At 57.5% G+C, this 24,074-nt stretch carries 34 protein-coding genes; 28 read left to right on the top strand and 6 right to left on the bottom strand.

Annotated elements, in window-relative coordinates; translation table 11 throughout:
• Position 1: 1 nt before the first annotated feature.
• From AB8B33_RS17060 to AB8B33_RS16980, 17 genes are all read left to right on the top strand, one after another.
• Positions 2–1,702 carry a hypothetical protein gene (locus AB8B33_RS17060; RefSeq protein WP_439016249.1) on the top strand — a complete coding sequence of 567 codons (1,701 nt, stop codon included), beginning with the start codon at positions 2–4 and terminating at the stop codon, positions 1,700–1,702.
• Positions 1,703–1,861: 159 nt separating this feature from the next.
• A complete protein-coding gene (locus AB8B33_RS17055) occupies positions 1,862–2,548 on the top strand; it encodes a trypsin-like peptidase domain-containing protein (RefSeq protein WP_439016248.1) in 687 nt (228 codons plus the stop codon).
• 136 nt (positions 2,549–2,684) lie between these two features.
• Entirely contained in the window at positions 2,685–2,825 is a 141-nt protein-coding gene (locus AB8B33_RS17050) for a hypothetical protein (RefSeq protein WP_439016247.1), read from the top strand.
• Entirely contained in the window at positions 2,822–3,265 is a 444-nt protein-coding gene (locus tag AB8B33_RS17045) for a hypothetical protein (protein ID WP_439016246.1), read from the top strand. Before AB8B33_RS17050 ends, AB8B33_RS17045 begins: the two co-directional genes overlap by 4 nt.
• Positions 3,266–3,542: 277 nt before the next feature.
• On the top strand, positions 3,543–3,836 hold the full coding sequence (locus AB8B33_RS17040; RefSeq protein WP_439016245.1) for a hypothetical protein: 294 nt from the start codon (positions 3,543–3,545) through the stop codon (positions 3,834–3,836).
• Positions 3,836–4,036 (top strand): hypothetical protein, encoded by a 201-nt coding sequence (locus AB8B33_RS17035; RefSeq protein ID WP_439016244.1) that lies wholly within the window; start codon positions 3,836–3,838, stop codon positions 4,034–4,036. Before AB8B33_RS17040 ends, AB8B33_RS17035 begins: the two co-directional genes overlap by 1 nt.
• Positions 4,033–4,569, top strand: a complete 537-nt coding sequence (locus tag AB8B33_RS17030; protein WP_439016243.1) for a hypothetical protein — start codon at positions 4,033–4,035, stop codon at positions 4,567–4,569. Before AB8B33_RS17035 ends, AB8B33_RS17030 begins: the two co-directional genes overlap by 4 nt.
• Positions 4,569–4,694, top strand: a complete 126-nt coding sequence (locus tag AB8B33_RS17025) for a hypothetical protein (RefSeq protein ID WP_439016242.1) — start codon at positions 4,569–4,571, stop codon at positions 4,692–4,694. Before AB8B33_RS17030 ends, AB8B33_RS17025 begins: the two co-directional genes overlap by 1 nt.
• Entirely contained in the window at positions 4,691–5,122 is a 432-nt protein-coding gene (locus AB8B33_RS17020) for a hypothetical protein (protein ID WP_439016241.1), read from the top strand. The genes AB8B33_RS17025 and AB8B33_RS17020 overlap by 4 nt, the downstream gene beginning before the upstream one ends.
• Complete coding sequence (locus tag AB8B33_RS17015) at positions 5,119–5,322, top strand: hypothetical protein (protein ID WP_439016240.1); 204 nt, start codon at positions 5,119–5,121, stop codon at positions 5,320–5,322. The genes AB8B33_RS17020 and AB8B33_RS17015 overlap by 4 nt, the downstream gene beginning before the upstream one ends.
• Positions 5,322–6,590, top strand: coding sequence for an oxidoreductase (locus AB8B33_RS17010; RefSeq protein WP_439016239.1), 1,269 nt, complete (start codon positions 5,322–5,324; stop codon positions 6,588–6,590). The genes AB8B33_RS17015 and AB8B33_RS17010 overlap by 1 nt, the downstream gene beginning before the upstream one ends.
• Positions 6,591–6,732: 142 nt before the next feature.
• A complete protein-coding gene (locus tag AB8B33_RS17005; RefSeq protein ID WP_439016238.1) occupies positions 6,733–6,963 on the top strand; it encodes a Thoeris anti-defense Tad2 family protein in 231 nt (76 codons plus the stop codon).
• The gene (locus tag AB8B33_RS17000) at positions 6,963–7,769 is read left to right on the top strand and encodes a hypothetical protein (RefSeq protein WP_439016237.1); all 807 of its coding nucleotides are present in this window, start codon (positions 6,963–6,965) and stop codon (positions 7,767–7,769) included. Before AB8B33_RS17005 ends, AB8B33_RS17000 begins: the two co-directional genes overlap by 1 nt.
• On the top strand, positions 7,769–8,002 hold the full coding sequence (locus AB8B33_RS16995) for a hypothetical protein (protein ID WP_439016236.1): 234 nt from the start codon (positions 7,769–7,771) through the stop codon (positions 8,000–8,002). The genes AB8B33_RS17000 and AB8B33_RS16995 overlap by 1 nt, the downstream gene beginning before the upstream one ends.
• Complete coding sequence (locus AB8B33_RS16990; RefSeq protein WP_439016235.1) at positions 7,999–8,277, top strand: hypothetical protein; 279 nt, start codon at positions 7,999–8,001, stop codon at positions 8,275–8,277. Before AB8B33_RS16995 ends, AB8B33_RS16990 begins: the two co-directional genes overlap by 4 nt.
• Positions 8,264–8,494 carry a hypothetical protein gene (locus AB8B33_RS16985; protein ID WP_439016234.1) on the top strand — a complete coding sequence of 77 codons (231 nt, stop codon included), beginning with the start codon at positions 8,264–8,266 and terminating at the stop codon, positions 8,492–8,494. Before AB8B33_RS16990 ends, AB8B33_RS16985 begins: the two co-directional genes overlap by 14 nt.
• A gap of 193 nt (positions 8,495–8,687) precedes the next feature.
• Positions 8,688–9,377, top strand: coding sequence for a deoxynucleotide monophosphate kinase (locus AB8B33_RS16980; protein WP_439016233.1), 690 nt, complete (start codon positions 8,688–8,690; stop codon positions 9,375–9,377).
• Here the strand turns inward: AB8B33_RS16980 and AB8B33_RS16975 are convergent.
• Positions 9,374–9,568, bottom strand: a complete 195-nt coding sequence (locus tag AB8B33_RS16975; protein ID WP_439016232.1) for a hypothetical protein — start codon at positions 9,566–9,568, stop codon at positions 9,374–9,376. The two genes, AB8B33_RS16980 and AB8B33_RS16975, sit on opposite strands and share 4 nt — an antisense overlap.
• A gap of 1,082 nt (positions 9,569–10,650) precedes the next feature.
• Between AB8B33_RS16975 and chpT the strand changes: the two genes are divergently transcribed.
• A complete protein-coding gene (gene chpT, locus AB8B33_RS16970) occupies positions 10,651–11,298 on the top strand; it encodes a histidine phosphotransferase ChpT (protein WP_113321625.1) in 648 nt (215 codons plus the stop codon).
• A gap of 113 nt (positions 11,299–11,411) precedes the next feature.
• Complete coding sequence (locus AB8B33_RS16965) at positions 11,412–11,774, top strand: response regulator (RefSeq protein WP_037104520.1); 363 nt, start codon at positions 11,412–11,414, stop codon at positions 11,772–11,774.
• 127 nt (positions 11,775–11,901) lie between these two features.
• Here AB8B33_RS16965 and ctrA read toward each other — a convergent pair whose 3' ends face one another.
• Positions 11,902–12,603: a response regulator transcription factor CtrA gene (gene ctrA / locus AB8B33_RS16960; RefSeq protein ID WP_007815188.1), complete on the bottom strand. Its 702-nt coding sequence runs from the start codon at positions 12,601–12,603 to the stop codon at positions 11,902–11,904.
• 436 nt (positions 12,604–13,039) lie between these two features.
• Between ctrA and AB8B33_RS16955 the strand changes: the two genes are divergently transcribed.
• On the top strand, positions 13,040–13,390 hold the full coding sequence (locus AB8B33_RS16955; protein ID WP_007815190.1) for a hypothetical protein: 351 nt from the start codon (positions 13,040–13,042) through the stop codon (positions 13,388–13,390).
• 116 nt (positions 13,391–13,506) lie between these two features.
• On the opposite strand, the gene AB8B33_RS16950 is transcribed toward AB8B33_RS16955, so the two are convergent.
• Positions 13,507–13,785, bottom strand: coding sequence for a GNAT family N-acetyltransferase (locus tag AB8B33_RS16950; RefSeq protein ID WP_113321626.1), 279 nt, complete (start codon positions 13,783–13,785; stop codon positions 13,507–13,509).
• Between the two features lie 52 nt (positions 13,786–13,837).
• Between AB8B33_RS16950 and AB8B33_RS16945 the strand changes: the two genes are divergently transcribed.
• Positions 13,838–14,353 (top strand): paraquat-inducible protein A, encoded by a 516-nt coding sequence (locus AB8B33_RS16945; protein WP_439016231.1) that lies wholly within the window; start codon positions 13,838–13,840, stop codon positions 14,351–14,353.
• A 15-nt stretch (positions 14,354–14,368) separates the two neighbouring features.
• Here the strand turns inward: AB8B33_RS16945 and sciP are convergent, their stop codons facing one another.
• Positions 14,369–14,644: a CtrA inhibitor SciP gene (gene sciP / locus AB8B33_RS16940; RefSeq protein ID WP_007533628.1), complete on the bottom strand. Its 276-nt coding sequence runs from the start codon at positions 14,642–14,644 to the stop codon at positions 14,369–14,371.
• A gap of 399 nt (positions 14,645–15,043) precedes the next feature.
• Between sciP and AB8B33_RS16935 the strand changes: the two genes are divergently transcribed.
• Positions 15,044–15,790 carry a helix-turn-helix domain-containing protein gene (locus AB8B33_RS16935; RefSeq protein WP_439016230.1) on the top strand — a complete coding sequence of 249 codons (747 nt, stop codon included), beginning with the start codon at positions 15,044–15,046 and terminating at the stop codon, positions 15,788–15,790.
• Between the two features lie 24 nt (positions 15,791–15,814).
• Here the strand turns inward: AB8B33_RS16935 and AB8B33_RS16930 are convergent, their stop codons facing one another.
• Positions 15,815–16,531 carry a sugar transferase gene (locus AB8B33_RS16930; protein ID WP_439017268.1) on the bottom strand — a complete coding sequence of 239 codons (717 nt, stop codon included), beginning with the start codon at positions 16,529–16,531 and terminating at the stop codon, positions 15,815–15,817.
• A 685-nt stretch (positions 16,532–17,216) separates the two neighbouring features.
• Positions 17,217–18,014 carry a 3'(2'),5'-bisphosphate nucleotidase CysQ gene (gene cysQ / locus AB8B33_RS16925; protein ID WP_439016229.1) on the bottom strand — a complete coding sequence of 266 codons (798 nt, stop codon included), beginning with the start codon at positions 18,012–18,014 and terminating at the stop codon, positions 17,217–17,219.
• Between the two features lie 507 nt (positions 18,015–18,521).
• Between cysQ and AB8B33_RS16920 the strand changes: the two genes are divergently transcribed.
• The 6 genes from AB8B33_RS16920 (at position 18,522) to AB8B33_RS16895 (ending at position 24,042) form a co-directional block, all read left to right on the top strand.
• Positions 18,522–19,424 carry an ABC transporter permease subunit gene (locus AB8B33_RS16920; protein ID WP_113321631.1) on the top strand — a complete coding sequence of 301 codons (903 nt, stop codon included), beginning with the start codon at positions 18,522–18,524 and terminating at the stop codon, positions 19,422–19,424.
• Positions 19,425–19,427: 3 nt separating this feature from the next.
• A complete protein-coding gene (gene livM, locus AB8B33_RS16915; RefSeq protein WP_113321632.1) occupies positions 19,428–20,825 on the top strand; it encodes a high-affinity branched-chain amino acid ABC transporter permease LivM in 1,398 nt (465 codons plus the stop codon).
• Positions 20,825–21,691, top strand: coding sequence for an ABC transporter ATP-binding protein (locus tag AB8B33_RS16910; protein ID WP_113321633.1), 867 nt, complete (start codon positions 20,825–20,827; stop codon positions 21,689–21,691). The genes livM and AB8B33_RS16910 overlap by 1 nt, the downstream gene beginning before the upstream one ends.
• A complete protein-coding gene (locus tag AB8B33_RS16905; protein ID WP_439016228.1) occupies positions 21,691–22,422 on the top strand; it encodes an ABC transporter ATP-binding protein in 732 nt (243 codons plus the stop codon). The genes AB8B33_RS16910 and AB8B33_RS16905 overlap by 1 nt, the downstream gene beginning before the upstream one ends.
• 25 nt (positions 22,423–22,447) lie before the next feature.
• On the top strand, positions 22,448–22,801 hold the full coding sequence (locus AB8B33_RS16900) for a DUF6867 family protein (protein WP_439016227.1): 354 nt from the start codon (positions 22,448–22,450) through the stop codon (positions 22,799–22,801).
• Between the two features lie 119 nt (positions 22,802–22,920).
• Positions 22,921–24,042 carry a branched-chain amino acid ABC transporter substrate-binding protein gene (locus AB8B33_RS16895; RefSeq protein WP_113321635.1) on the top strand — a complete coding sequence of 374 codons (1,122 nt, stop codon included), beginning with the start codon at positions 22,921–22,923 and terminating at the stop codon, positions 24,040–24,042.
• Positions 24,043–24,074 lie beyond the last annotated feature (32 nt).

Below are 24,074 nucleotides of genomic sequence, written 5' to 3'. Positions count from 1 at the left end.
CATGGCGGGGCTCAGGCACTCGTTGAGAAGGGGGACGTCGCTTTCGACGTCCCTGACTTCTCTGGGCGTGCGCGCCCGTAATCAGGGCGGTGGGGGGCAGCAGCAACAGCTCGCCTTTGGTTCTTCTCGCTTGAGGGTGCCGGATCGAACGGCACAGCTAAACGTCGCCTCATCCTTCAAGGGTGCGATTAATACGCTTTCGGCAGGTTCCGCACCGTTCGACATCACAAACATTCGAGTTTTCCTGCCCGGTTTCGCATGCAACAACGGCGGAGCAACGCCGTCCGAGCAGCAGATCCCCGCCACATTCCAAGCTGGCTATAGTCTAGAAGTCGGCGGTGTTCGTTATCCAGCAACTTTCGGCGGCCAGCAGCTAGCCACATTGGGCGGCCCAGGCTCCACGAACGGCAGGGCAACACTTTTCGACTGCGGCAAGTGGTCGGACATCATCATGAATGGGGCGAACCCACTCACGGTCACGGCCAACAGCAACATTCGCCACGTGGCATTGCTTTCTATGGCGGCGGTTGGAGATCTATTCCCGGCTTCGCAGTATCTCGCGACACTCGTTGGCGATCAGTGCAAAAACGCAGCCGATCCGACTACCCTGCTTTCGCTCTTGGCGAGTGGCGCGATCACTTCCTCGGGCTCGGCACCCACCAAGCAGTTCTGCCCAATGTTCATGGTGGGCGAGCGCACGGACGGTAATCGCTCCCCGGTGATCTTGATCCATTCCGATAGCATCGGCTACGGCGTGGGCGACTTCACCACTGGCATACCGGCATCGGAACCGCGAGGTGCCATTGGCTGGATGGAACGTGGTCTCGATGACCCGACGAATGGTCGGATTATGAGTGGCCACATCGGTCTGCCGGGCTCTTTCTCGACCCAGAACACGAATGGCGTTTTCGGGAGCGTCGATTATACGCCAGGCATTGTGCACCGTGTCACGCCATTGCTGGAACTGAAAAGCCTCTACGGCGGACGCCTGCCTTTCACGTGCATTTTCGATCAGCACGGCAACAATGGCGATGCGAATTCCGGCAGCATGACGATGTCTGCGCTCTACCAGGGCGTAAGTGTGCTCAAAGGCTATTTCCCCGGTATCCGATATGTGAAGGCAACCCTGCCGGCCCGCATCGGAACAGGCGGCGATTATCGCGACCCGACGCTGCAGACCCCCGGCGTGAACGATGTCTACCCCGCAGCATCCTATCAGAACGGCTATCGGCAGTATTACAATGATCAGATCATGGCCGACGCCGGCGTGCATTTTGATGCGGTTTTCGACGTGGGCTATTACGGCACTGCGGCCTACCAGCCGAATTACCATTCAGGCGATCCGAACTATAACCAGTATCGCTCGGCGGCACCTGTCTTCGATAGCGTGACATTGGCCGGTTCCGGCTACGCCAGCAGCGCCACGACGTTCCAGCTAAACGAGGATATCCCGCTCGGCGCTCTCTTGTCGTTTGATGGTGTCCGCGCCAACATCCTCGGGCCCGTCGTCAGCAAGAGCGGATCAGGGCCCTACACGTACAACATTCAATCCGGATCTGGGAAAGCAGTTACATATGCCGCCAGCACGGCCGGCAAGGCTGTCGGCAATAACGATGGCACGCATCCGGGCCCGCAAATGGCAAAGCAGATCGCCCTTGGTGTCATTGCCATGAAGCAAGCTTCAATGTTCGGGACGGGTTAATACCCACCGCCCCATCATCTTTTGCTAGCGCCCTCTGCTTAACCGCGGAGGGCGCTTTTTTCGTTTATAGCGCCGTTGACAAATTTGTATAATGGACCCAGCGTGTAATAGCTGAGGTCACCAGCCTCCGCTTTCACCACCACAGCAAGAGGAGGCGTTATGAGATATTATAGATCCGTAGGCATTGCCGTCATTGCCACAGCAGTTATTGTTTTTGGCGCCGTCAAGCTGGCGCCAGGTCAACCGGTCCACACCACGATCACAAACACCATCGTGCAGGCGCCGCCCACGACATCGGAAGATTCCGTCGTCATGGTCAACGTCGAGGGCGGACACGGCTCTGGCGTCCATATCGGCAACGGTTTCGTCATTACGGCGGCCCATGTCGCTAGCGACAACAAGGAAGTCGAGCTCAAGACCACCGATGGCAAGACCGTCAAAGCTGAAGTGCTCTGGGTCAACAAGGCCTACGACATCGCGCTCCTGCGGACGGCTGGCAAGGTGGGAGGGCAATCCTCGCTGGATTGCCGAGTGCCGCACTTGGGCGATGAGATACAAGCCGCAGGCAATCCTCTCAATCTTGAATTCGTCTCTTCCTTTGGCCGCATCGCCGGTAATGCGCGCGCAGCCGATCCGTGGCGCGAAGTGGTCATTACCGACATCACCACGGTTATGGGGCAAAGCGGTGGTCCGTTGTTCGGCAAGGATGGCCGCGTCGTCGGCATTGTCGTCGGCGTGGTTCCTGCCCCCCTCAAGAATGGTGAAGGCTATGTTCCTTCTCTGACTGGTTTCGGGACTGCTGTCCCGGCAAGCGCCGTTTGCGCACTGCTGGGGAGGGTTGTTTGATGAATGCTATACTCACTTTTTGGACAGTGTTTTCCGCAATCATTGCTGTTTGCATGGGCGCATCCGACTTTCGTTTCGGAGCGATCGTCATGGCCGTAATAGCTGGCGCTTTCGCGGCGCTCAGGGAGTTCGACCAATGACCGGCGCCAAATCCACCACAGCCCAACTCGAGGCCGCGCGAGAATTCTCCGCCATCGGCAGATCTGACTATGCCGAGAACTGCAAACGCGTCGCCAAGGAGACGGCGGCAGTAGCCAAGAAGGATGGCGGCAAGTGACCACATCACCTAACATGGCATTCCCAAACATTGCAAAACTCATCATCCTCAACATCTGCTGGGCCGCGCTGGTCATCTGGGCCACGGTTATGGGCTATACGCAGTTCGTGTTCACGCATGATGTGTCGCGCATCAGCTATGTGATTACCGCGCTCTTCGCGGCAGGCATTGCCGCCGTCTTCTTCGGCCGCATCAATCATCTGGCGCGGCTGGAAGTCTGGCTGGTGACGCTCGGCCTGATTGGCAACGTCATCGGCTTCATCATCGCCTTGCAGGAAATCGACACCGGATCGCTCGGCTCAGCAGAAGGCGTGCAGCGCGTTGCGGCAAGTCTGCTGGCCGGTATGGGCGTGGCGTTCTGCTCGACGCTCGTTGGCGCTATCGGCGCGCTGTGGATCTCCACGGTGGCGTGGGTCGTCGGCGAGAAGGGGGCGGTGTGATGACGGACACAAAGGCACGCGACTGCGGCGTAAACGGCGGCCCATTAACAGAATCTCGTGATTGCATCGGCAGCGCCTACACCAAGAGCAAAGGCATGCGGGAGCTAAGGGCATCGCTAATCGCCAGAACTGTTCGCCAGTCGCTTCGCGCTTATGGGCACAAGTCAGCAGAGTCCGTGTTGCCGGAGTGCATCGCGGCCGACGTGGAGCGAGCCCTGGCTGCTGACGAGGTGCTGTGGGGTAGCACCTCGTCATGGCCCGCTAAGGAGGTGGTGTGATGAGCCCAGACAAATTCCCCGGCATCAAGCAGGCTGCGCTTGCAATCGCTTACGACAACGGCGGTATCTTCACAGGCCGCTCTGAGAAGCAGATGCTTCGCGAACTTGGGCGCTGGCTGGACAAGCAGCCTGAAGAGATCCTTCAGCCGATCGACACATGGCTTTCCGCCTTGAGTAAGGAAGACATGGAGATCGCCTGCTGCGGCGAGGACGATGAGCGCGAGCTGTTGCTGGCCTCGGCTCCGCCATTCACCGACGACCTTCTCAACGCTTATTTCAATGAGGTGTGCTGATGGGCGACGACATCGACCAGCGTGCATTGGACCTCGTGGAGGCCATCTTTTCAGACATGGCTTCAAGGGGGATCGTTCTCCGCAACAAAGGAGATTTCGAATCTGTCTCCATCTCGCGCCGAATACAGGCGAAGGCCGCATGGCAGGTGATTGCTAGACGTGCTCTTGAACAAGAGAGTTCTCGTGAGGTGGCACCATGACCGCCATCCTCACCCGCGACCTTCTTCTCAACATGCTGCTCGGCCTCGTGGCGCTGGTTGTCCTTGTGCTCGCACAGGTCAACCCAGCCAGCACCGAGCAACAACTGACGCCACCCGGCAACCTCGTTGCCTCCATCACGTGGCCGGCCGGGTCTGATGACGTCGATCTCTGGGTCTCCTATGGGGACGAATATGCGGTCGGCTACTCAAATAAATCCGCGCGCGTGTGGAGCCTGCTGCGCGACGATCGCGGCATGGCCGACGACGAGACGCCGCTCAACTTCGAATCGGCGTTTACGCGCGGCCTTCCAGATGGCGAATATGCAGTGAACGTTCGCTGCTTTCGATGCTCGACGATACCCATGCCGGTATCAGTTGATGTTCGGCTTGCCGAGGGGGTACCGGTGTGGGCCGGCGTCGTCGAGCTAGCCAAGGATGGCCAGGAGCGAACTGCGATCCGGTTCCGCGTCGCCAATGGTCGCGTCTTGAGCGACGGCGCAAATCAGGTTTTCAAGCAGATGAGGAGGAAGTGATGGCCTTTAAGGTAACAAAAGATCGTCTTGGATTTGACGTTTTGGAATTCACCGGCGTCCACGCCTTTCTGGTGGCGGCCGTACTGTTTTCTCTTGGCGTCTTCATCGGTGCTCACCTGCCATGACCCCCGCAATCACACTATGGCTCACCTTCGTCCTCGCCACCGGCGCCGTCGGTTGGTTCGGCACAAAGCGGCAAGCCGTTGTCTTCGCGATCATCGCCGTCCTGACGGTGCCAGCCACGCTCCTGACACTCGGTCACGCCGCACCATGGCAGCCAGATGGCAAATTTACTGTCCTCGGTGCCCGCATCGATGTCGATGAGGCAATCTACGTCATGCTGGACCACAGTCCGGAGCCGCGCCTCTACAAGCTGCCGTATTCGGCCAAGACGGCTAACGAACTGCAGAAGGCGCTGGATAACGCCGAGAACGGCGGGACAGTCAACGTAGAGATGGGCGGATCTGGCGGGCCTGGCTTTGCTTACGAAAGCCCGAACCACGAAGTGCCGAAGCAGACCGAGCCGCAGGCGATTATTGGAGGTGGGAATTGATCAAATGGATAAAGGACGCCTTGGGCGTCACTAGATATTTCGTTGCTTGGAACTTCGAAACCAATGGCGGCATCTGCCTCTCCGGCAACAGCGTCGAGAGGCACGGCCACGCTCCATACGCAAAGAAGACCGCAACCTACATCGCCGATGAAATGTGCAAAATCTACGGCAAAGACACTCACTGGATCGAGGCCGCCTAATGCCAACACCACCCCTAAGTGACGAACTAGCCAAGGAAGCCGCCGACGCGTTCATTGCGCTCGGCAATAAATCGCAGGCCGCCGAACTCCTAGGCCTGCCGCGCAACACGTATTGCTCGAGGCTCAAAGCAGCCGCAGAGCGCGGCATGCTGGGCACGAAACCGGTGCTGCCGGGGTTTCGCATCAGCCAGGTCACAAGCACACCGAATGGCGATTTCGTGCAGCAGAAGCCAGAGCGAGGGCCGGAATGGGAGATGCCTGCGGGCCACGTCATCAAGGGAGTGTCTGCGCTGGTAGATGCCGACGGCAAGGTTATCCAAGCGTGGCATAAAACGGCGCAGGACAGCCAGCAGCAAGCCGCCGTATTCGCGGCTACCGTTGATGCACTGAAAGAGGAGTTGCCACGCGTCTCGATTATGCCGCCTCCGGCGAGCGTCGAGGAAGATCTACTCAATCAGTTCGTTGTTACCGACAGCCATTTCGGTATGCTTGCGTGGCGAGAGGAGACCGGTTCCGATTACGATCTTCGCATTGCGGAGCAGCTGCTGCTCGACTGGTTCGCCGCAGCGATTGCTGGTTCTCCGCAGGCGCATACCGCTGTTCTGGCGCAGCTTGGCGACCTGATGCATCACGATGCCCTTGAGAGCGTGACGCCAGCGCACAAGCACGTGCTGGACGCTGACAGCCGACTGCAGAAGGTTATCCGCGTCGTCATCCGCACCGTGCGCCAAATCATCGACATGCTCCTGCAAAAGCACCAGCATGTGCATGTGGTCATGGCGTCGGGAAACCACGATCCTGCATCATCGGCCTGGCTGCGCGAGATGCTGGCCGCCATGTACGAGAACGAGCCACGTATCTCTGTAGACCGCAGTCCGTCTCTCTACTACGCCTATGAACGGGGTAAGACTGGCCTCTATTTTCACCATATGCACAAGCGTGGCGTGAAGGATCTTGATCGCGTGTTCGCCGGAATGTTCCGCGAGATGTTCGGCCGGTGCGAGTTCAACTATGGACACGGCGGCCACCTTCACAGCGATGCGGTCGTTTCTACTCAGTTGATGCATATCGAGCGCCACGAGACGCTTGCCGCGCCTGACGCATACGCCGCTGGCGGCGGCTGGCTGTCTGGCCGATCCGCAAAAGTCATCACCTACTCTCGCCTGTATGGCGAAGTCGGCAGAGCTACGCTCCGGCCCGGTGCAGTTGCCGGCCGTTATGTCGCAGCTAATGACAATGCGCCGGCGGAGCAGAGGAGGGCGGGTTGACCTGGGTCGACAAATTCATGTGGTTCGGCATTGGGTGCGCATTGGGATCCATCTACGCGTCTGCCTGCTTTACCATTTTTCACTAACCACACCCCTGCCGCCGACCACCAATCGGCGGAAACCACCACGAAGAGGAGACAACATGAATTACGGCGAGGCCATTGAGGCCATGAAGGCCGGCCACACTGTTGGCCGAACATCGAACAGACCGGCTGCGGTCTACATCTCGCATCCAGGCACCTCGCTTCAGTATCTGGAGGTGGTAACCGACGGCGTGCGCAAGCCTTACGCGCCGACAACTGACGATCAGCTTGCAGAGGATTGGGTCGCGTCGACGCGATGGGCCATTCAGGATGCGGAGGTGGCCGCGTGATGTCGGTTATAACCTTTCCGCAAAAACAGTATAACCTGGACGACGGCGGCCCTATCGACAAATACGTCGGAGCCAATGACAACGTGCCCATCGACGAAAGCGGCGCGTCGGCTGGGTTCCACGTAGGTGGACTGGTTGGTCCTGTCGCCGATCCCAAGCCAATTATCAACCGCGACTATGTCATGCCAAAGGAGCAGTTTGAGCGGCTGCAGGCTCGCGGCCAGTACATCGGCCTGACGCGTCCTTCGTCCTCGGACAGCGGACGCTACGGCGATTTCATGCAGACTTACACCGGCCGCAAGTTTTGGAGCATGGATCCGCGCGCCGACGAAGTCTTCATCGAAGACATTGCACACAGCTTGGCGATGCAGAGCCGCTACGCTGGTCATTGCTTGCGTTTCTATAGCGTAGCGGAGCATTGCGTGCTGATGGCCCGCCACCTGCGCTGGGAAGGCGTAGATGTGGCGCTCTGGGCACTTCTTCACGATAGCTCGGAGAGCTATTTGGTGGACGTCCCCCGGCCGGTGAAGCCGTATCTCACCGGCTACAAGGCGGCCGAGGCGAAGGTCATGGCGGCGGTCTGCGATCGATACGGCCTTCCGCACGCAATGCCGGCCGCAGTTCATGATGCAGACGATCGCATCATTGGCGACGAGCTCGTCAATCTCGTGCCGATGGATTGGCACGCTCGCCATAATAACCCGCTCGGCGTCGAGCTGCGCTATTGGTCGCCGGAGAAGGCAGAGGTGGAATTCATGGCGACATTCGATGCGCTGATGGATTGCCGGGCGAGGGGGATGGAGTGATGGACGCGATAACGGCAAGACAGCGCCAAGCTCTCAAGGTCTTAGCGCGCCGCCACGATGACTATCCAGACAGGAAAAACTTCGCCACCGCACATCTTGGCGAGGGCACGACTGCACTTCTCCGCAAGCTTATCCCGCACGGATTGGTGGAAGCAACGCGCGGCGGATCCGGCTTTCGGCAATGGTTTTCTATCACAGAAGCTGGACGCGAGCTCATGAAGGAGACCACATGACCACCATCCGCCCGGGCGACGAAATCGTCTGCATCGATGACGGCATCTACGCCGAGCAATACCTCGGCATCACGGCTGGCGCCGTCTATAAAGCAAGGTGGGTAGGTCCAGCCAGGAACTACATGAACGGCGATTATATCGACGTTCGGCTGGAGGGCATCTATCGCGGCGTCTGCCCGCATTTCGGCGATGAGGATCCGCCGTTTGCGGCAAGGCGGTTCCGTCCTGTTGTCGCGCCGAAGACGAAGAAGGAGCTTGTGCATGAACATGATTGAGCGGATCGGCGACGAAATCATCTACCAGAGCAAGCACTATGGACCAGACAACCCGAAGATAGAGCAATGGTTGGCTCGCATAGCCTTGAACGCAATGCGAAGCCCGACTGAAGCTATGAAGCAGGCCGTTCTCGACGCAGGCGGACCGCAAGCGTTGGCATACGCTTTGGCGGCATGGCCAACAATGATCGACGCAGCGCTTAAGGAGGAAGCATGAAGCCGACGGAAGCAGACAAGAGCTTTCTGCGTTCTTTGCCGCCAGACGGCAGCCAATCTGCTGTCACTAGCGACACACCAGAAAGCCGATCAGCACAAACCCGATCCGTGCTGAATGGGTGGGCCGTAGTCGATCGATCGGTATGGAAATTTAGCATCACGCCGCTTGGCCTTTCAGCGCTTAAGGAGGAAGCATGACCAACCTTGCATATTTTACATCCGCAGACACCGGCTGCCTCACTGCGGTTCCGGCAGCCAATGATAACAGCCAGATTGCGCGTTTGGGAGCGGCGATCGGGAAGCTTTCAATTGGACGGCCAGAGACTTTCAATCAGTCGGCGCCCGCAAACGACAACCTGCCGCCTGTCGTTGCCTTCACCGGACCGGCGGGCGCTGGAAAGTCCACGGCGACGCGCTATCTCGTTGAAAATCATGGCTACACGCTCGTGAAATTCGCCGGACCGCTCAAGGATATGATGCGTGCCATCGGTCTGGATGAGCGGCAGATTGAGGGCGATCTGAAGGAGACGCCTTGCGAGTTGCTGCAGGGCAGAACACCACGGCACGCTATGCAGACGCTCGGCACACAGTGGGGCAGGGACTGTATAGGGCCATCGTTCTGGCTGAAGCTTTGGCGCGAGCGGGCAGTTGATATCCTGGCCCAGGCTGGCCGCGTGGTCGTCGATGACTGCCGCTTTCCGAATGAAGCACAGGCCATCCGCAAGCTTGGCGGTGACATCTACAAGATCGAGGGCCGAGGCGGCATTTCTGGCAACCACGAATCAGAGCGCGGCTGTGGCGACCAAGATCTGGCGATAGCCAATACGGGGGGCGTCGACGAGCTCTACGGCAAGATCGAGGAGGCGCTGGTCAGGTATGGCTAACGACGCAACCTAGCAAGATGTTCGCCGGCCTCGCGGATCTTCCGCTTGGCTTCGGCGAGTGTCGCCGCAGTGACGTCTTCAGTGCCATCGCCGTGGTTGCGGCTCCACTTGTCGCCGTCTTCTTCTATGCCTTTGACGATGGTGGTGTTGCTGCTGATTTCTCGTTCCAGAAACTCAATAAGACCGTCCATAATTCCTCCAGAAGACTAAGGCCCGCTCGCGCGGGCCTCTTTTTTAGCTCTTGTCCCTACAGCATTCGCTGCCTTGCCTAAAGCGGCATGACGCGCATCTCTGATCAAGGAATTTCACTCTCGTAGTGACTCTGCCGGAAATTACTCTGTCGCGCCTTGTGTCGCTCAAGTCGACAAGGCGGATGTCATAATTCTCGCTTCCAGCCAGTGTCTTGGTCCGCCCCAGGACGATTGCCGTCATCGCCCCAGCCATATGGTCTACGCAGTCCCCAACCTTATGCTTCCACCTGTGCATATTCTCCTCGTACTCGCTTTACAATGTCCCGACACTGGTATGCTGACATTCTCTGGTAGCGTTAACAATAGCTAATTCTTGGGTATTAGCGTATTCTTATTTAATACCCTGTATGGGCGGCCTGCCGCTCTAGTTGCAATCCATAGTGAGTACATTTCACATCCGCGAGCCGATCGCTCACGCGACAACACTATTGCGTCCATATCCGCGGCCCGCACAGCCTGTCCGATCGAGAAAATCCAATGTGCTTGATAAACCCGCCGTCTTCGTGTCGGCGCATCGTTGTCTGCGTATGCCATCAGCATTGTTGTGACGCCTAGCCAATGAACCCGGTGGGCAGCACCGGAGCCGGGGGTTGAACACGCGCTTCACAGACACGCCGATGCGCCTTTAGCTCGCGCCTGGACATACGCGCATCGCCCGCCGGCCATGCAATGGCTCAGGCAATGCGCCTGCCGCTAAGCAGCGCACGTGTTCGGCTATTTCGCTTGCGCGAAACCTATGTGAAGTCAGGGTGTTCAAGCCCACTGCAACCTATAGCCTATTCGGGCTACGGTGCAACATCACGATTTTTGAGGAGTGTTAACAGTGAACAAATAGGGCACGACATTTGCGTAACGCCGTGCCATATTTTGTAACGACAATTAATTTTATCAATGCGTTAGATTTAACAATCGGTTTACCAAATATGGTGTCATTATGGCGGCGAGTACGGTCGCAAACTTCGCGCAATTTTGATCAGGCACACTACCGGGTGGAATGACACTGCCGCCCTCAGGAGACGATGATGTCCAAGAACCCGAATCTCACTCTGTCCGGCCCGGACCTGGCAGCACTTCTTTGCAGTCGTGTGTGCCATGACGTGATCTCGCCCGTCGGCGCGATCAATAACGGTCTGGAACTTCTGGACGAAGGCGGAGCGGATTCGGACGCGATGGATCTCATCCGCACCAGTGCGCTCAATGCCTCGGTCCGTCTCAAATTCGCGCGCCTTGCCTTCGGTGCATCCGGTTCCGTCGGCGCCTCGATCGATACCGGCGAGGCCGAACGTGCAGCCAAGGACTTTGCCGTGGCAGAGAAGAAGACCGAGGTCAGCTGGAGCGGCCCACGCGCGATCGTCGCCAAGAACAGGGTCAAGCTTCTCCTTAACCTCTTCCTCGTCGCATATTCTTCCATTCCGCGTGGCGGCAATCTGGATATTACGCTGGAAAATCCGGAATTCGATGCCAGTTTCAAGCTCGTCGCCAGGGGCAAGCTGATGCGCTTGCCGCCGAAATTCGTCGAAATCGCCACCGGCACCGCCGAGGAAGCGATCGATGCGCATTCGATCCAGCCTTATTACACTGTACTGCTAGCGGAAGAATGCGGCATGGTTCTGGATTATTCAGCCAGCGCCGAAGAGATCGTCTTCACTGCCAAGGTTGCCGCAGCGTAGTTCACCGATTGCTGATCGAAGCCGGTGCAGTAACGATTCCTTAGCCTGATCAACCTATCCTCGAAGGTCAGGAAGACCCTCGACGGAGACAGCGCGAGGGGTAAGGAGCTGCCATGCAAAGATTCATGATCACCGATAGTTCGGACATCGTTCGCAAGGTCGGCAAGCGAATCCTTTCAGAGCTCGATTTTCTGGTCAGCGAAGCTTCGAATGCCGAGGAGGCGTTGCAGCGCTGCCAGGCTGAGCTTCCCGAATATCTGATCGTTGATTCGGGCATGGAAGGCGCGCTTGATCTCATCGCCAATATCCGCGCCATGGACGGCGGCAAAGAGGTCAAGATCTACTATTGCGTCATCGAGGCCGATCTGAAGAAGCTGATGGCCGGCAAGCGGGCAGGGGCAACCGACTTCCTGCTCAAGCCGTTCGACCGCAAAATCCTTACCGCCGTGTTCGGAAATCGCGCAATCGCTGCCTGAATAGGTCGCACAAATCGTTAACGGGGGCCGTCCTTTTGGGCGGCTTTTTCATTTCCGCACATTGCCGACAAAATAAAAGTCCCGCCGGCGAGGCGGGACTTTTCATTTGGTAAGGGGATTCGGCGGATCAGGCGGTTTCGGCGTATTCGGCACCATCGGGCTCGCGCAGCACATAGCCGCGGCCCCAGACGGTTTCGATGTAATTGGCGCCGCCGGCAGCATTTGCGAGCTTCTTGCGCAGCTTGCAGATGAAGACGTCGATGATCTTCAGTTCCGGCTCGTCCATACCGCCATAGAGGTGGTTCAGGAACATTTCCTTGGTGAGCGTGGTGCCCTTGCGGAGCGAGAGAAGCTCCAGCATCTGATATTCCTTGCCCGTCAGGTGGACGCGTTGGCCGCCGACTTCGACGGTCTTGGCGTCGAGGTTGACGATAAGCTCGCCCGTGATGATGACCGACTGGGCATGACCCTTGGAACGGCGGACGATGGCGTGGATACGGGCGACGAGCTCGTCCTTGTGGAACGGCTTGGTCATGTAGTCGTCGGCGCCGAAGCCGAGACCACGAACCTTGTCTTCGATGCCGGCCATGCCCGAGAGGATGAGGATCGGCGTCTTGACCTTCGACAGGCGGAGAGTGCGCAGCACTTCGTATCCGGACATGTCGGGAAGGTTCAGATCGAGAAGGATGATATCGTAATCATACAACTTGCCCAGATCCACGCCTTCTTCGCCGAGATCTGTCGTATAAACATTAAAACTCTCAGATTTGAGCATCAGTTCGATGCTCTGCGCCGTAGCGCTATCATCCTCGATGAGAAGTACCCGCATAATTATCCCCTTTACCGCCGCCGAAAGGTGGCATGGCCCCCTACGCGATACCGAATAAGCTACGTGATTTGGAAGCTGCCACGAAATGGTTAACAAATTCTAATTCACTCTGGCAAGGAGTATCGAATTTATTAAATAATTTTTCCATTTCCCTGTTTTCCAATGGGAATCTCGAAGCGCAACTCTCAACTTCAACATTAAGAATATGCGCTAAGTGATTCATCCGACTCGCTAATGAAAAGGTTCGGCTTTCCTGTCCTGGTGTTTACCGAGCCTTAAATCATCGGGCCTATCATTAACGATGCCCGTAAACGAAAGGTTACCAGCGGTAGGTTTTTGTTAATATCGCAGGAAATTTTTTAGCAAACCGTGTCAAAGCGGCGCGCAAGGGCGGTTTCAAGTTGAGCCGGGGTCTCGCATCACGGGAGTAATGCGTATGAAGTCGCGAGAGAGCCTCGTTCGCCTGAAAGAGTTTCAGGTTAACGAAAAACGTCGTCAGCTGCAGCAGTTGCAGATGATGATGTCCGAATTTGAACGGATGACGAAGGATCTGGAGAGCCAGATCGTCGTCGAGGAAAAGAAGTCCGGTATTTCCGACCCGAATCACTTTGCATATCCGACCTTCGCCAAGGCCGCACGTCAGCGCGCCGACAATCTTCAGGTTTCGATCAAGGAACTGAAGGTTCAGGAGGAGGCGCTGGAATTGGCGCTTGAGGAAATGCAGGCGGAATATGCCAGGGCAACGGCGCTCGAAGAGCGTGATGGCGCGGTTCGCGTCCGGGCCTGACGAATGTTGCAGGCGCCGGTCACGGCGCCTTGGGGGATAACCACAGAAGCCATGCATGACGGGCGCGGTGTCCGTCATGCATGGCTTTTGGTGTTTCTTTCGTATGGTGGATGTTCTCAGTTTACCACGTCGTTCCATTCCGGATGGCGCTGCGCCTGTGATTTAAAGAAGGGGCAGAGCGGGATGATCTTCCAGCCGCCCTCGCGAGCCGCCTCGACCGCATGAAGGGCGAGTGCCTGGCCGACGCCCTTGCCGCGCAAAGCGTCCGGCACGCCGGTATGATCGATGATGATGAGTTTCGGTGATGTGCGGGAATAGGTCATTTCCGCTTCATGGCCTTCCAGCGTCGCAACATAGCGGCCGCCGGAGGTGTTTTCTTCAATCCTGATATCCATGTCTGTCTCCTGACGAATTATGTGATCGCGAACGTGACATGGCGGCATCGGCATGCCAAGCCGTAGCGGCAGGAGACAGTGTGTTCAAAGGGGAGGCGGAAAATTGAACAGGCTTTCGGCGGTCCGGCCCGTTCTATTGGTGACGGCGCCGTTTCTACTGGCGCTTGGCCTCGTGTTGCCGCTCATCCGCTTCGAGAAGCTCTGGTTCTTCGACGAGACGCCGTCACTGCTGGAAATCGTGGCTTCGCTCTGGAATGGAGGTGACGTGGCGCTTGCGGCACTGGTTGCGCTCGTCTCGATCGTATTGCCGGTTTTGAAAATGATCGGGATCGCGGCTGAATCCATGGCTGCCGGCGGCACCGGCAGCCTGTTTTATCGCAACGTCGTGCCGCATCTGTCCAAGTGGTCCATGATGGACGTGCTGCTCGTCGCGATCGTGATTGCGGCAGCGAAGACGACGGGACTTGCGAATGCGTTTACGCAACCCGGCCTCTGGTGTTACGCGGCCTCGGCAATGATTTCGGGCCTTCTTCATTCCCTCGAGGGAAATGCGTCCGGCCCGAAATAATCAAATCGAATGGAATCAGTGGCGGTACTGCTGGATGCGCGTAGTGCGCAGGCCGGCGAGACCATGGCTGTTGATGGAGGACTGCCAGGAAAGGAATTCTTCGACAGTAAGCGTGTAACGCTCACAGGCTTCTTCCAAGCTCAACAGGCCACCGCGAACAGCCGCGACAACCTCTGCCTTCCGGCGGATGACCCAGCGCCGCGTGTTCGGCGGCGGAAGATCCGCAATCGTCAGGGGGCTGCCATCGGGGCCGATGACATATTTCACTCGGGGACGTATCATTTCGGTCATTGGACTCTCTACACAACGCAAGACCACGGGCGCCACTCTAACTTGCCACATTTAAAAATTGCCTAAACGCATCGTAAGACTTTGATAATAACTTTAGACGCGCTCCCGGAGGGCTGATTTGCTGGCCCCTGCCGTTACGTCAATTTGATGCGGCTGCATGGGAGCCATGCGGAATAAATGTTACATATTTCTTCTGGATAATTTTATAAGCGCTGCAACATAAGTTGAGCGCAAAGACTTCGTCTCCGTTGCTCTCGCAGTATCAATAAAGATTGCCGTTTGAATGCTTCGTATCCTTCGGATGCGGGGCAGATGCCGTCTTTCCTGATCGTCCGGCGCGTCCAATCCGCTGCCGGTTGCGAGGCCGAGCCGAAGCGAGGCCCGTGAAGGAATAAGAGAATGAAGAGACGTGAACGCGCAGTCCGCGACTGCGCCGATGATGCCGCATTTTCTGCGTTCGAGGCCCGTTCTGCGGGCATTTCCGCTGTCGACGGTGCAAGCCGCCTGGACGAGCTGACGAAGGCCGCCGGGTTCGAATTCCATCTGTTTTCCGTATTCCCGCGCGGGGACCGGACGGCCTTTCTCGAGAACAAGCTGATCAGCAACTGGCCGCAGAGCCTCGTCAACTTTTATGAGGAGGCGGACCTCTTCTATTGCAGCAAACTGGTCGCTGTCATGAAGCGCACGATCATGCCTGTCTTCTGCGAAGAGGGGTCTTTTGGTGGCAATGCAGCGAATCAGGAAAACCGCCGTCTGAACACGATGTTTCAGATGCACGGGCTGAAGCATACGTTCGCATTCGCGCTGCACGACGCTGACCTGAAACAATACATCTTCGCCTTTTCGGGCGCGCGTGCCATGCCCGCTCGCGAAGAAGCGACGACGCTGATTTATGGCTGTATGGAGCTTCTGGACACGCTGCCGGGCGACGAGAAGCCGCAAGACCGGCCCTCGGAAAGCCTCACCCGGCGCGAGATCGAATGCCTGCGCTGGTCGGCCGCAGGCAAGAGCAGCGACGAAATTGCGATCATTCTCGATCTCTCATCGCATACGGTGGTGGGATATCTGAAGAGCGCGATGCGCAAACTGGATTCGGTCAACCGCATGCAAGCCGTCGCCCGGGCATTTCGGTATCGGCTGCTGTAGCAGCCGATACCCTTACTTCTCCAATCAGAAGCCTTTGCCGCCATTCAGCTCGGAAATCAGCGTTCCGATGATGATGCGGATGTCCATCAATATCGAGAAGTTCTCGACATAGTGGAGATCGCTGGCGATGCGGGCGCGCGCCTTGGCCGGACGGTCTGTCGGGCCGCGCAGGCCGCGCATCTGCGCCAGACCAGTGATGCCCGGACGCATGGCGTGGCGGTGATGATATTCCGGAACCAGCTCTTCATAGAGCATGCCGCCGGCACGCATGCCGATTGCATGGCAACGCGGCCCGACAACCGACATGTCACCCTTGAGCACGTTGAGGAGCTGCGGCAGCTCGTCAATGTTCGAACGGCGCAGGAAGGCACCGACGCGGGTAACGCGGGGGTCATTCTTGACCGTTTGTGCAACGCCGGTGACGTCTTGCATATCCGTACGCATGGAACGGAACTTGTAGACCTTGATGGCGCGGCAATTCTTGCCCCAGCGGGTCTGCTTGAAGAGCACTGGACCGCGGCTGTCCATCTTGATCAGGGCTGCGACGACCAGAAGAAGCGGAGCAAGCACGATAAGTGCGCTGATCGAGGCAAAAATGTCGAAGGCTCGCTTCAGCACGAACTGCATGGAAGCAGGTGGCGGAACGATGCTGTCAAGTGCGGTAACTGGGAACCTCGCGTTTACCTGACGAACAGGCGGAACGCGAAAGCTCTCTTCAGAAATACTCTTGTTAAGGTCCATGACGCTCAAGGATCTACCCTTTGTATTTTGAAGCTTTCGGCGGTGTCATTCGCTGGCTTGGTTAGCGCCACATTAAGGCACCAGAATGTTAGGCGACGTTTAACCCTACTACATCCTAAATTTGCGACATTTGTTTAACCGAGTCCAGAGAAATTTCGCATCGCAGCAAACTTCGCAGTTGCGTTAAGTTTATGCAAAATCAGGAGTTTTATTTTTCAACCGGGGTTTTTATTAGGAATCTTATGTGTTTGGCCAGATTCGGAACACAGACGACGGTTGTGATGGGCATGGCTTACACCGTGCCAAAACGCTCCAATCCCGGTAGGGCCTACGGGATCCCGGTCCCGTTTGGATCGAATTTATTGTCTATTGCGCCGGAGCCGGATGAGCGGAGGCTGTCAGAATTGGTATTCCTAAACTATGGATTTGATGCCATAATTATGTCTGCCTCTGCGCTGATGTTACCGAAGTCACATGATGGCGGCGGCGGCGATTATGGCGACATTGCGGCGGGAGAGCATGCGACCGGAAGAAGGGAAGGGTGCGGACTCCGAATCAGAAGTGAAGACCGGAGATGGAACCTACCGGGTGATTTTCCCGGCCGGAGGCATCCAGGCAATGGTGTCGAACAGCCCGCTACAATATTGCAGCGACAAAGCTGAAAGACACCGACTTTCGGCGGTCGCTACGCCCGCTCGAGCGCAGGCTTTGTGCCGCCCCATGAGACGAAATGGGGATTTGCGAAGTCGAAATCAGCAGCCGCACCGGTTTTGCCGTAGATCAGCGGCTGGCCGTCCATGGTGACAGTCGATCCGCCGGCTGCGCGCAACACCGCATCGCCGGCCGCCGTATCCCACTCCATGGTGCGGGTGAAGCGTGGGTAGACGTCGGCCTTGCCTTCTGCCAGCAGGCAGAATTTCAGGGACGAGCCGATGTTGGTGCATTTGGAGATCGCGTGCCTAGCGAGGAAGAGGCCAGTCTCGGGACTATCATGCCGAAAACTCGCGAGCGCCATACTTTCTGTGGGCTGTTTGCGCACTTTGATTGGCATTCTCTCCGTTATCGCAAAGTTCTCGTCGATCACTAGTTTCTCTGCGCTTCCGCGCTCGCCGGAAAAAGCGATGCCGAGCGCCGGGGCATAGACGATACCGGTGACGGGGATGCCATTTTCCACATAGGCGATATTGACGGTGAACTCCTGGCGCTTATCCAGGAATTCGCGGGTGCCATCCAGAGGATCGACCAGAAAGAAGGACTTTCCGGCAATATCAGGCACTCTGCCAGCGGCTACCGATTCTTCGGCGATGACGGGGATCTCAGGGAAATCGCGTTTCAGATACGCCAGTATGATGCGCTCGGCCTCCTGGTCGGCGATCGTCACCGGGCTTGCATCAGCTTTCATTTCCACCGGGCAGCCATCGCAGAAGACTTCTATGATGGCTTTGCCGGCTTCGAGTGCCGCCCGTTCAAATGTCTTCAGCATATTCCTGCCGTTCGTCTGCAAATTCGTCTTGAGACCACCGCGCTATATATAGTGTATAGGAGGTGCTGCTGCACCCCTTTGCTGGAATCCCGTAACATTAGCACAGGCTCGTGGGGTTTGCACAAAGCGCGTCAGAAGCGATTGCTCGTGAAATGCCATTTGCAATTGACAGCATCTTCGAGTTTGAAATTTCGTCAATTTCCTTACTTGTGGAACAATTTACGCACAAGGGGAGCGTTTCTGGTTTCGTTCGGTGCCAAAAGATTAATTGACGAAGCCTGCTCTGGCTAAAAATTTGCCAGTCGATGCCGCTTTTATGTGGATTTTGGTTTGAATTGCGCCATTTAGGCCTGTTTACCCAAGATTCTGGCGCAATAAATCCTTTTTGTCTTCACATTTCCAACGAAACCGCTATGCAATGCGACTAGTGGCTCGTGTGAAAGCACGCGCGATAAAACTAATAAGAGATGCAACTTAAATTTGGTTCGCATCCAGGGGAAATGACATATGGAGTATTTTATCCAGCAGCTCTTCAACGGGCTGACTCTCGGATCCATCTATGGCCTTGTGGCTATTGGCTATACGATGGTTTACGGCATTATCGGCATGATCAACTTCGCCCATGGCGACATTTTCATGCTCGGTGGTTTCGCTGCTCTTATCGTCTTTCTCGTTCTCACATCCATCTTTGCAGGTCTTCCGGTAGCCGTGCTGCTGCTGGCAATGCTTGTGGTTGCGATGCTGATGACGAGTTTGTGGAATTGGACGATCGAGCGTGTCGCCTACCGCCCGCTGCGCGGTTCTTTCCGCCTGGCGCCGCTGATTACCGCGATCGGCATGTCGATCACGCTATCGAACTTCATCCAGGTCACGCAGGGTCCGCGCAATAAGCCGATCCCGCCACTTGTCGGCACGGTTTATAATGTCGGCAATCTCTCGATCTCGCTGAAGCAGATCATCATCATCATTGTGACCGTCGTCCTGCTCGCCGCCTTCTGGTACATCGTCAACAAGACGGCACTCGGGCGCGCCCAGCGCGCAACGGAGCAAGACCGCAAGATGGCGGCACTGCTCGGCGTCAATGTCGATCAGACGATCTCCATTACCTTCATCATGGGTGCGGCACTCGCTGCCGTCGCCGGCACGATGTACCTGATGTATTATGGTGTCGCCTCGTTCAACGACGGCTTCGTTCCGGGCGTTAAGGCCTTCACTGCAGCCGTTCTCGGCGGCATCGGCTCACTGCCGGGCGCTGTTCTCGGCGGGCTGATGATCGGCCTTATCGAATCCCTGTGGTCGGCCTATTTCACCATCGCGTACAAGGATGTCGCTACCTTTGCCATTCTTGCATTCGTGCTGATCTTCAAGCCGACGGGCATTCTCGGCCGGCCGGAAGTCGAGAAGGTATAAGTCATGGCAAACATCGACACTTCCGCTGGCAAGTCCGACGCCGGGCTTGTCCAGAAGGGGCTCAGGGAAGCCTTCTTCTCCGGCCTCATCGCACTTGGCCTGTTCGTTCTCTATGTTGGTCTCGGCACGCAGCAGAACATCAACAACGAGTTGATCGTCGTTCAGCGCTGGGGATTGCTGGCCATTTTCGTGCTGGTCGCCGCCATCGGCCGTTTCATCGTGGTCGTTTTCGTCAGGCCGCATCTTGATCAGCGCAAGCTTTCGAAGGCGCGTCGCGGCGATCTTGAGATTTCGACAGAGAAGGGCTTCTTCCGGACGCATTTCCTGAAGATTGCGCTCGTATTCCTTCTGGTCTATCCGCTTGCCACTGCCTATTTCCTCGGCCCGCAGGGCGCGTTGAAGTGGGTGGACAATTTCGGCATCCAGATCCTGATCTATGTGATGCTCGCCTGGGGTCTGAACATCGTCGTCGGCCTCGCCGGGTTGCTCGACCTCGGTTACGTCGCCTTCTACGCTGTCGGCGCCTATTCCTATGCGCTGCTTTCGGCCCATTTCGGCCTGTCCTTCTGGGTTCTGCTGCCGCTCGCCGGCATCTTTGCAGCTCTTTGGGGCGTCATCCTCGGCTTTCCGGTGCTGCGCCTCCGCGGCGACTATCTGGCGATCGTCACGCTTGCCTTCGGTGAAATCATCCGCCTGGTCATCATCAACTGGACGGAAGTGACCAAGGGCACCTTCGGTATCTCCGGCATCGCCAAGGCTTCGGTCTTCGGCATCTTGAGCTTCGATGTCGGCAAGGCGAACAATTTCGCCAAGGTTTTCGGCCTGCCGTCATCATCGGCCTACTACAAGATCTTCCTGTTCTACGTCATTCTGGCGCTCTGCATGTTGACGGCCTATGTGACGATCCGGCTGCGCCGCATGCCGATCGGCCGTGCGTGGGAAGCATTGCGCGAGGATGAAATTGCCTGCCGCTCGCTCGGCATCAACACGGTGACGACGAAGCTGACGGCTTTCGCCACCGGTGCGATGTTCGGTGGCTTCGCCGGCTCCTTCTTCGCCGCACGCCAGGGCTTCGTCTCGCCGGAATCCTTCGTGTTCCTGGAATCGGCCGTCATCCTCGCCATCGTCGTTCTCGGCGGCATGGGTTCGCTGACAGGTATTGCGATTGCCGCCGTCGTCATGGTCGGCGGTACGGAAGTGCTGCGCGAAATGGACTTCCTCAAGGTCGTCTTTGGGCCGGATTTCACGCCGGAACTCTACCGCATGCTGCTCTTCGGCCTTGCCATGGTCATCGTCATGCTGTTCAAGCCGCGCGGTTTCGTCGGTTCGCGTGAACCGACAGCCTTCCTCAAGGAGCGCAAGGCGGTATCCGGAAGCTTTACCAAGGAGGGCCATGGTTGATGAGCCCCGTCGAGAATACGATGTCGAATGACACTTTGCTCAAGGTCGAGCACCTGTCGATGAAGTTCGGCGGCCTGATGGCCATCAACGACTTATCCTTCGAGGCCAAGCGCGGCGAGATCACCGCGCTGATCGGCCCGAACGGTGCGGGCAAAACGACCGTCTTCAACTGCATCACCGGCTTCTACAAGCCGACGATGGGCATGATTACGCTGACGCAGAAGAGCGGCAAGCAGTACCTGCTCGAGCGTCTGCTGGACTTCCGCATCACCAAGGAAGCCAAGGTTGCCCGTACCTTCCAGAACATCCGCCTGTTCTCGGGCCTCACCGTTCTGGAAAACCTGCTGGTTGCCCAGCACAACAAGCTGATGAAGGCTTCGGGCTTCACGGTGCTTGGCCTGCTCGGCATCGGTCCCTATAAGAAGGAAGCGGCTGCCGCCATCGAGCTTGCACGCTTTTGGCTGGAGAAGGCCGATCTTATCGACCGCGCCGACGATCCGGCCGGTGACCTGCCTTATGGCGCCCAGCGTCGTCTGGAAATCGCCCGCGCCATGTGCACTGGTCCGGAGCTGCTTTGCCTCGACGAGCCGGCTGCTGGTCTCAATCCGCGTGAGTCGGCGGCGCTCAATGCGTTGCTGAAAGGCATTCGCACCGAAACCGGGACCTCTATCCTGCTCATCGAGCACGACATGTCGGTGGTCATGGAAATTTCGGACCACGTCATCGTTTTGGAATACGGTCAGAAGATTTCCGACGGCAACCCTGACCACGTGAAGAACGACCCGAGGGTTATTGCGGCCTATCTCGGTGTCGAGGATGAAGAAGTCGAAGAGGTCATTGCGACCGTAGAAGGGGGCGCAATCTGATGGCGGCCGGTGAACAGCTTCTCAAGGTTCAGGGCGTCGAGACCTATTACGGCAATATCCGCGCGCTCGCCGGCATTGATGTCGAGGTGAAAAAGGGCGAAATCGTCAGCCTGATCGGCGCCAACGGCGCCGGCAAGTCGACGCTGATGATGACGATCTGCGGCAGCCCGCAGGCCCGCACCGGCTCGATCATCTTCGACGGCCAGGACATCACCAAGCTGCCGACGCACGAGATCGCACGGCTGCGTATCGCGCAGTCGCCCGAGGGACGACGCATCTTCCCGCGCATGACCGTTCTGGAAAATCTCCAGATGGGCGCGGGTCTCGACAACCTCAAATATTTCAATGAGGACGTCGAGAAGATTTTCACGATGTTCCCGCGCTTAAAAGAGCGCCAGTCGCAGCGCGGCGGTACCCTTTCGGGCGGTGAACAGCAGATGCTTTCGATCGGCCGTGCGCTGATGGCGCGCCCGAAGCTGCTGCTGCTCGACGAACCTTCGCTCGGCCTCGCGCCGCTGATCGTCAAGGGCATCTTCGAAGCCATCAAGGTGCTGAACGAGAAGGAGGGGCTGACCGTCTTCCTCGTGGAGCAGAACGCATTCGCAGCGCTCAAGCTGTCGCACCGTGCCTATGTGCTCGTGAACGGCAAGGTGACGATGAGCGGCAGCGGCAAGGAACTGCTTGCCAATCCTGAGGTCCGTGCTGCCTATCTCGAAGGCGGGCGGCATTGATCGCGGCAGAAGGGAGAGTTTGATTATGCAGGGACTTTTCTTCGAAAGCGACAACGGCGTAAAGCTCGTCATCCGCTCGCTCGTTGTGCTCATCGGTTTCTGGACGGCGTGGCGCGCCGGCAGGGCGGTTGCGGACGGCTGGAACAACTATCCGCTGGTCGTCGTCTATACCTTCCTGCTCGCATGGGCGATGCAGTTCCTGCATCATGCGCTGTTTAACGGCCCAATGCTCAGCGCCCTCTTCTACATTATCGATTTCGTAACTCTGCTGATCTTCTCGACAGCCGGGTTCCGCTATCGCCGCACCAACCAAATGGTCAACAACTATTACTGGCTGTACGAAAAAACTTCCGCGTTTTCGTGGAAGGAGAAACATTGACAGCCCGTTGAAACTAGGCATGAATTGCCTTCAGAGCGGAACAGCTTTCCTGGCGCAGTCAAAGGTGGGGTATGCGTCAGGCCTTGGAAGAAACCCGCCCAAAAATTGGGAGTAACAATATGAAGAAGTCTCTCTTGTCAGCGGTGGCACTGACGGCGATCGTCGCTTTCGGCGGCATCGCACGAGCTGACATCCTGATCGGCGTGGGTGGTCCGCTGACAGGCCCGAACGCTGCGTTCGGTGCCCAGCTGCAGAAGGGTGCCGAGCAGGCAGCCGCTGACATCAATGCTGCTGGCGGCATCAACGGCGAGCAGATCAAGATCGAACTCGGCGACGACGTTTCCGACCCGAAGCAGGGTATCTCCGTTGCCAACAAGTTCGTTGCTGACGGCGTGAAGTTCGTTATCGGTCACTTCAACTCGGGCGTTTCCATCCCGGCTTCTGAAGTTTACGCCGAAAACGGCATTCTCGAAATTACCCCGGCTGCTACCAACCCGGTCTTCACCGAGCGTGGCCTGTGGAACACCTTCCGCACCTGCGGCCGTGACGACCAGCAGGGCGCTATCGCCGGCAAGTATCTGGCCGACCACTTCAAGGACGCCAAGATCGCCGTCATTCACGACAAGACGCCTTATGGCCAGGGTCTCGCTGACGAAACCAAAAAGGCTCTGAACGCCGCTGGCGTCACCGAAGTCATGTACGAAGGCGTGAACGTCGGCGACAAGGACTTCTCGGCCCTCATCGCAAAGATGAAGGAAGCCGGCGTTTCGATCATCTACTGGGGTGGTCTGCACACCGAAGCCGGTCTCATCATCCGCCAGTCGGCCGACCAGGGCCTGAAAGCAGCGCTCGTTTCGGGTGACGGTATCGTCTCGAACGAACTTGCTTCCATCGCTGGTGACGCCGTTGCCGGTACGCTGAACACGTTCGGCCCGGATCCGACGATCAACCCGGCCAACAAGGACCTCGTTGCGAAGTTCAAGGCTGCCGGCTTCAACCCGGAAGCTTACACGCTCTACTCCTACGCTGCGCTGCAGACGATCGCTGCTGCTGCCAAGGCTGCCGGTTCGACCGACGCTGAAGCTGTTGCCGCAGCCATGAAGGAAAAGGGTCCGTTCCCGACCGTTCTCGGCGATATCTCGTTCGACGGAAAGGGCGACCCGAAGCTTCCGGGCTACGTCATGTACGAATGGAAGAAGGGCGAAGACGGCAAGTACAGCTACTTCCCGAAGGCCGACTAATTCAGCCTCTGGCAGTGATGCCTTTTATGGAA

Origin of the sequence: Rhizobium sp. 768_B6_N1_8 (assembly GCF_051811225.1) — a bacterium.
In the GTDB taxonomy this organism is placed as follows: domain Bacteria; phylum Pseudomonadota; class Alphaproteobacteria; order Rhizobiales; family Rhizobiaceae; genus Rhizobium.
This window is presented reverse-complemented; position numbering and strand designations above follow the sequence as displayed.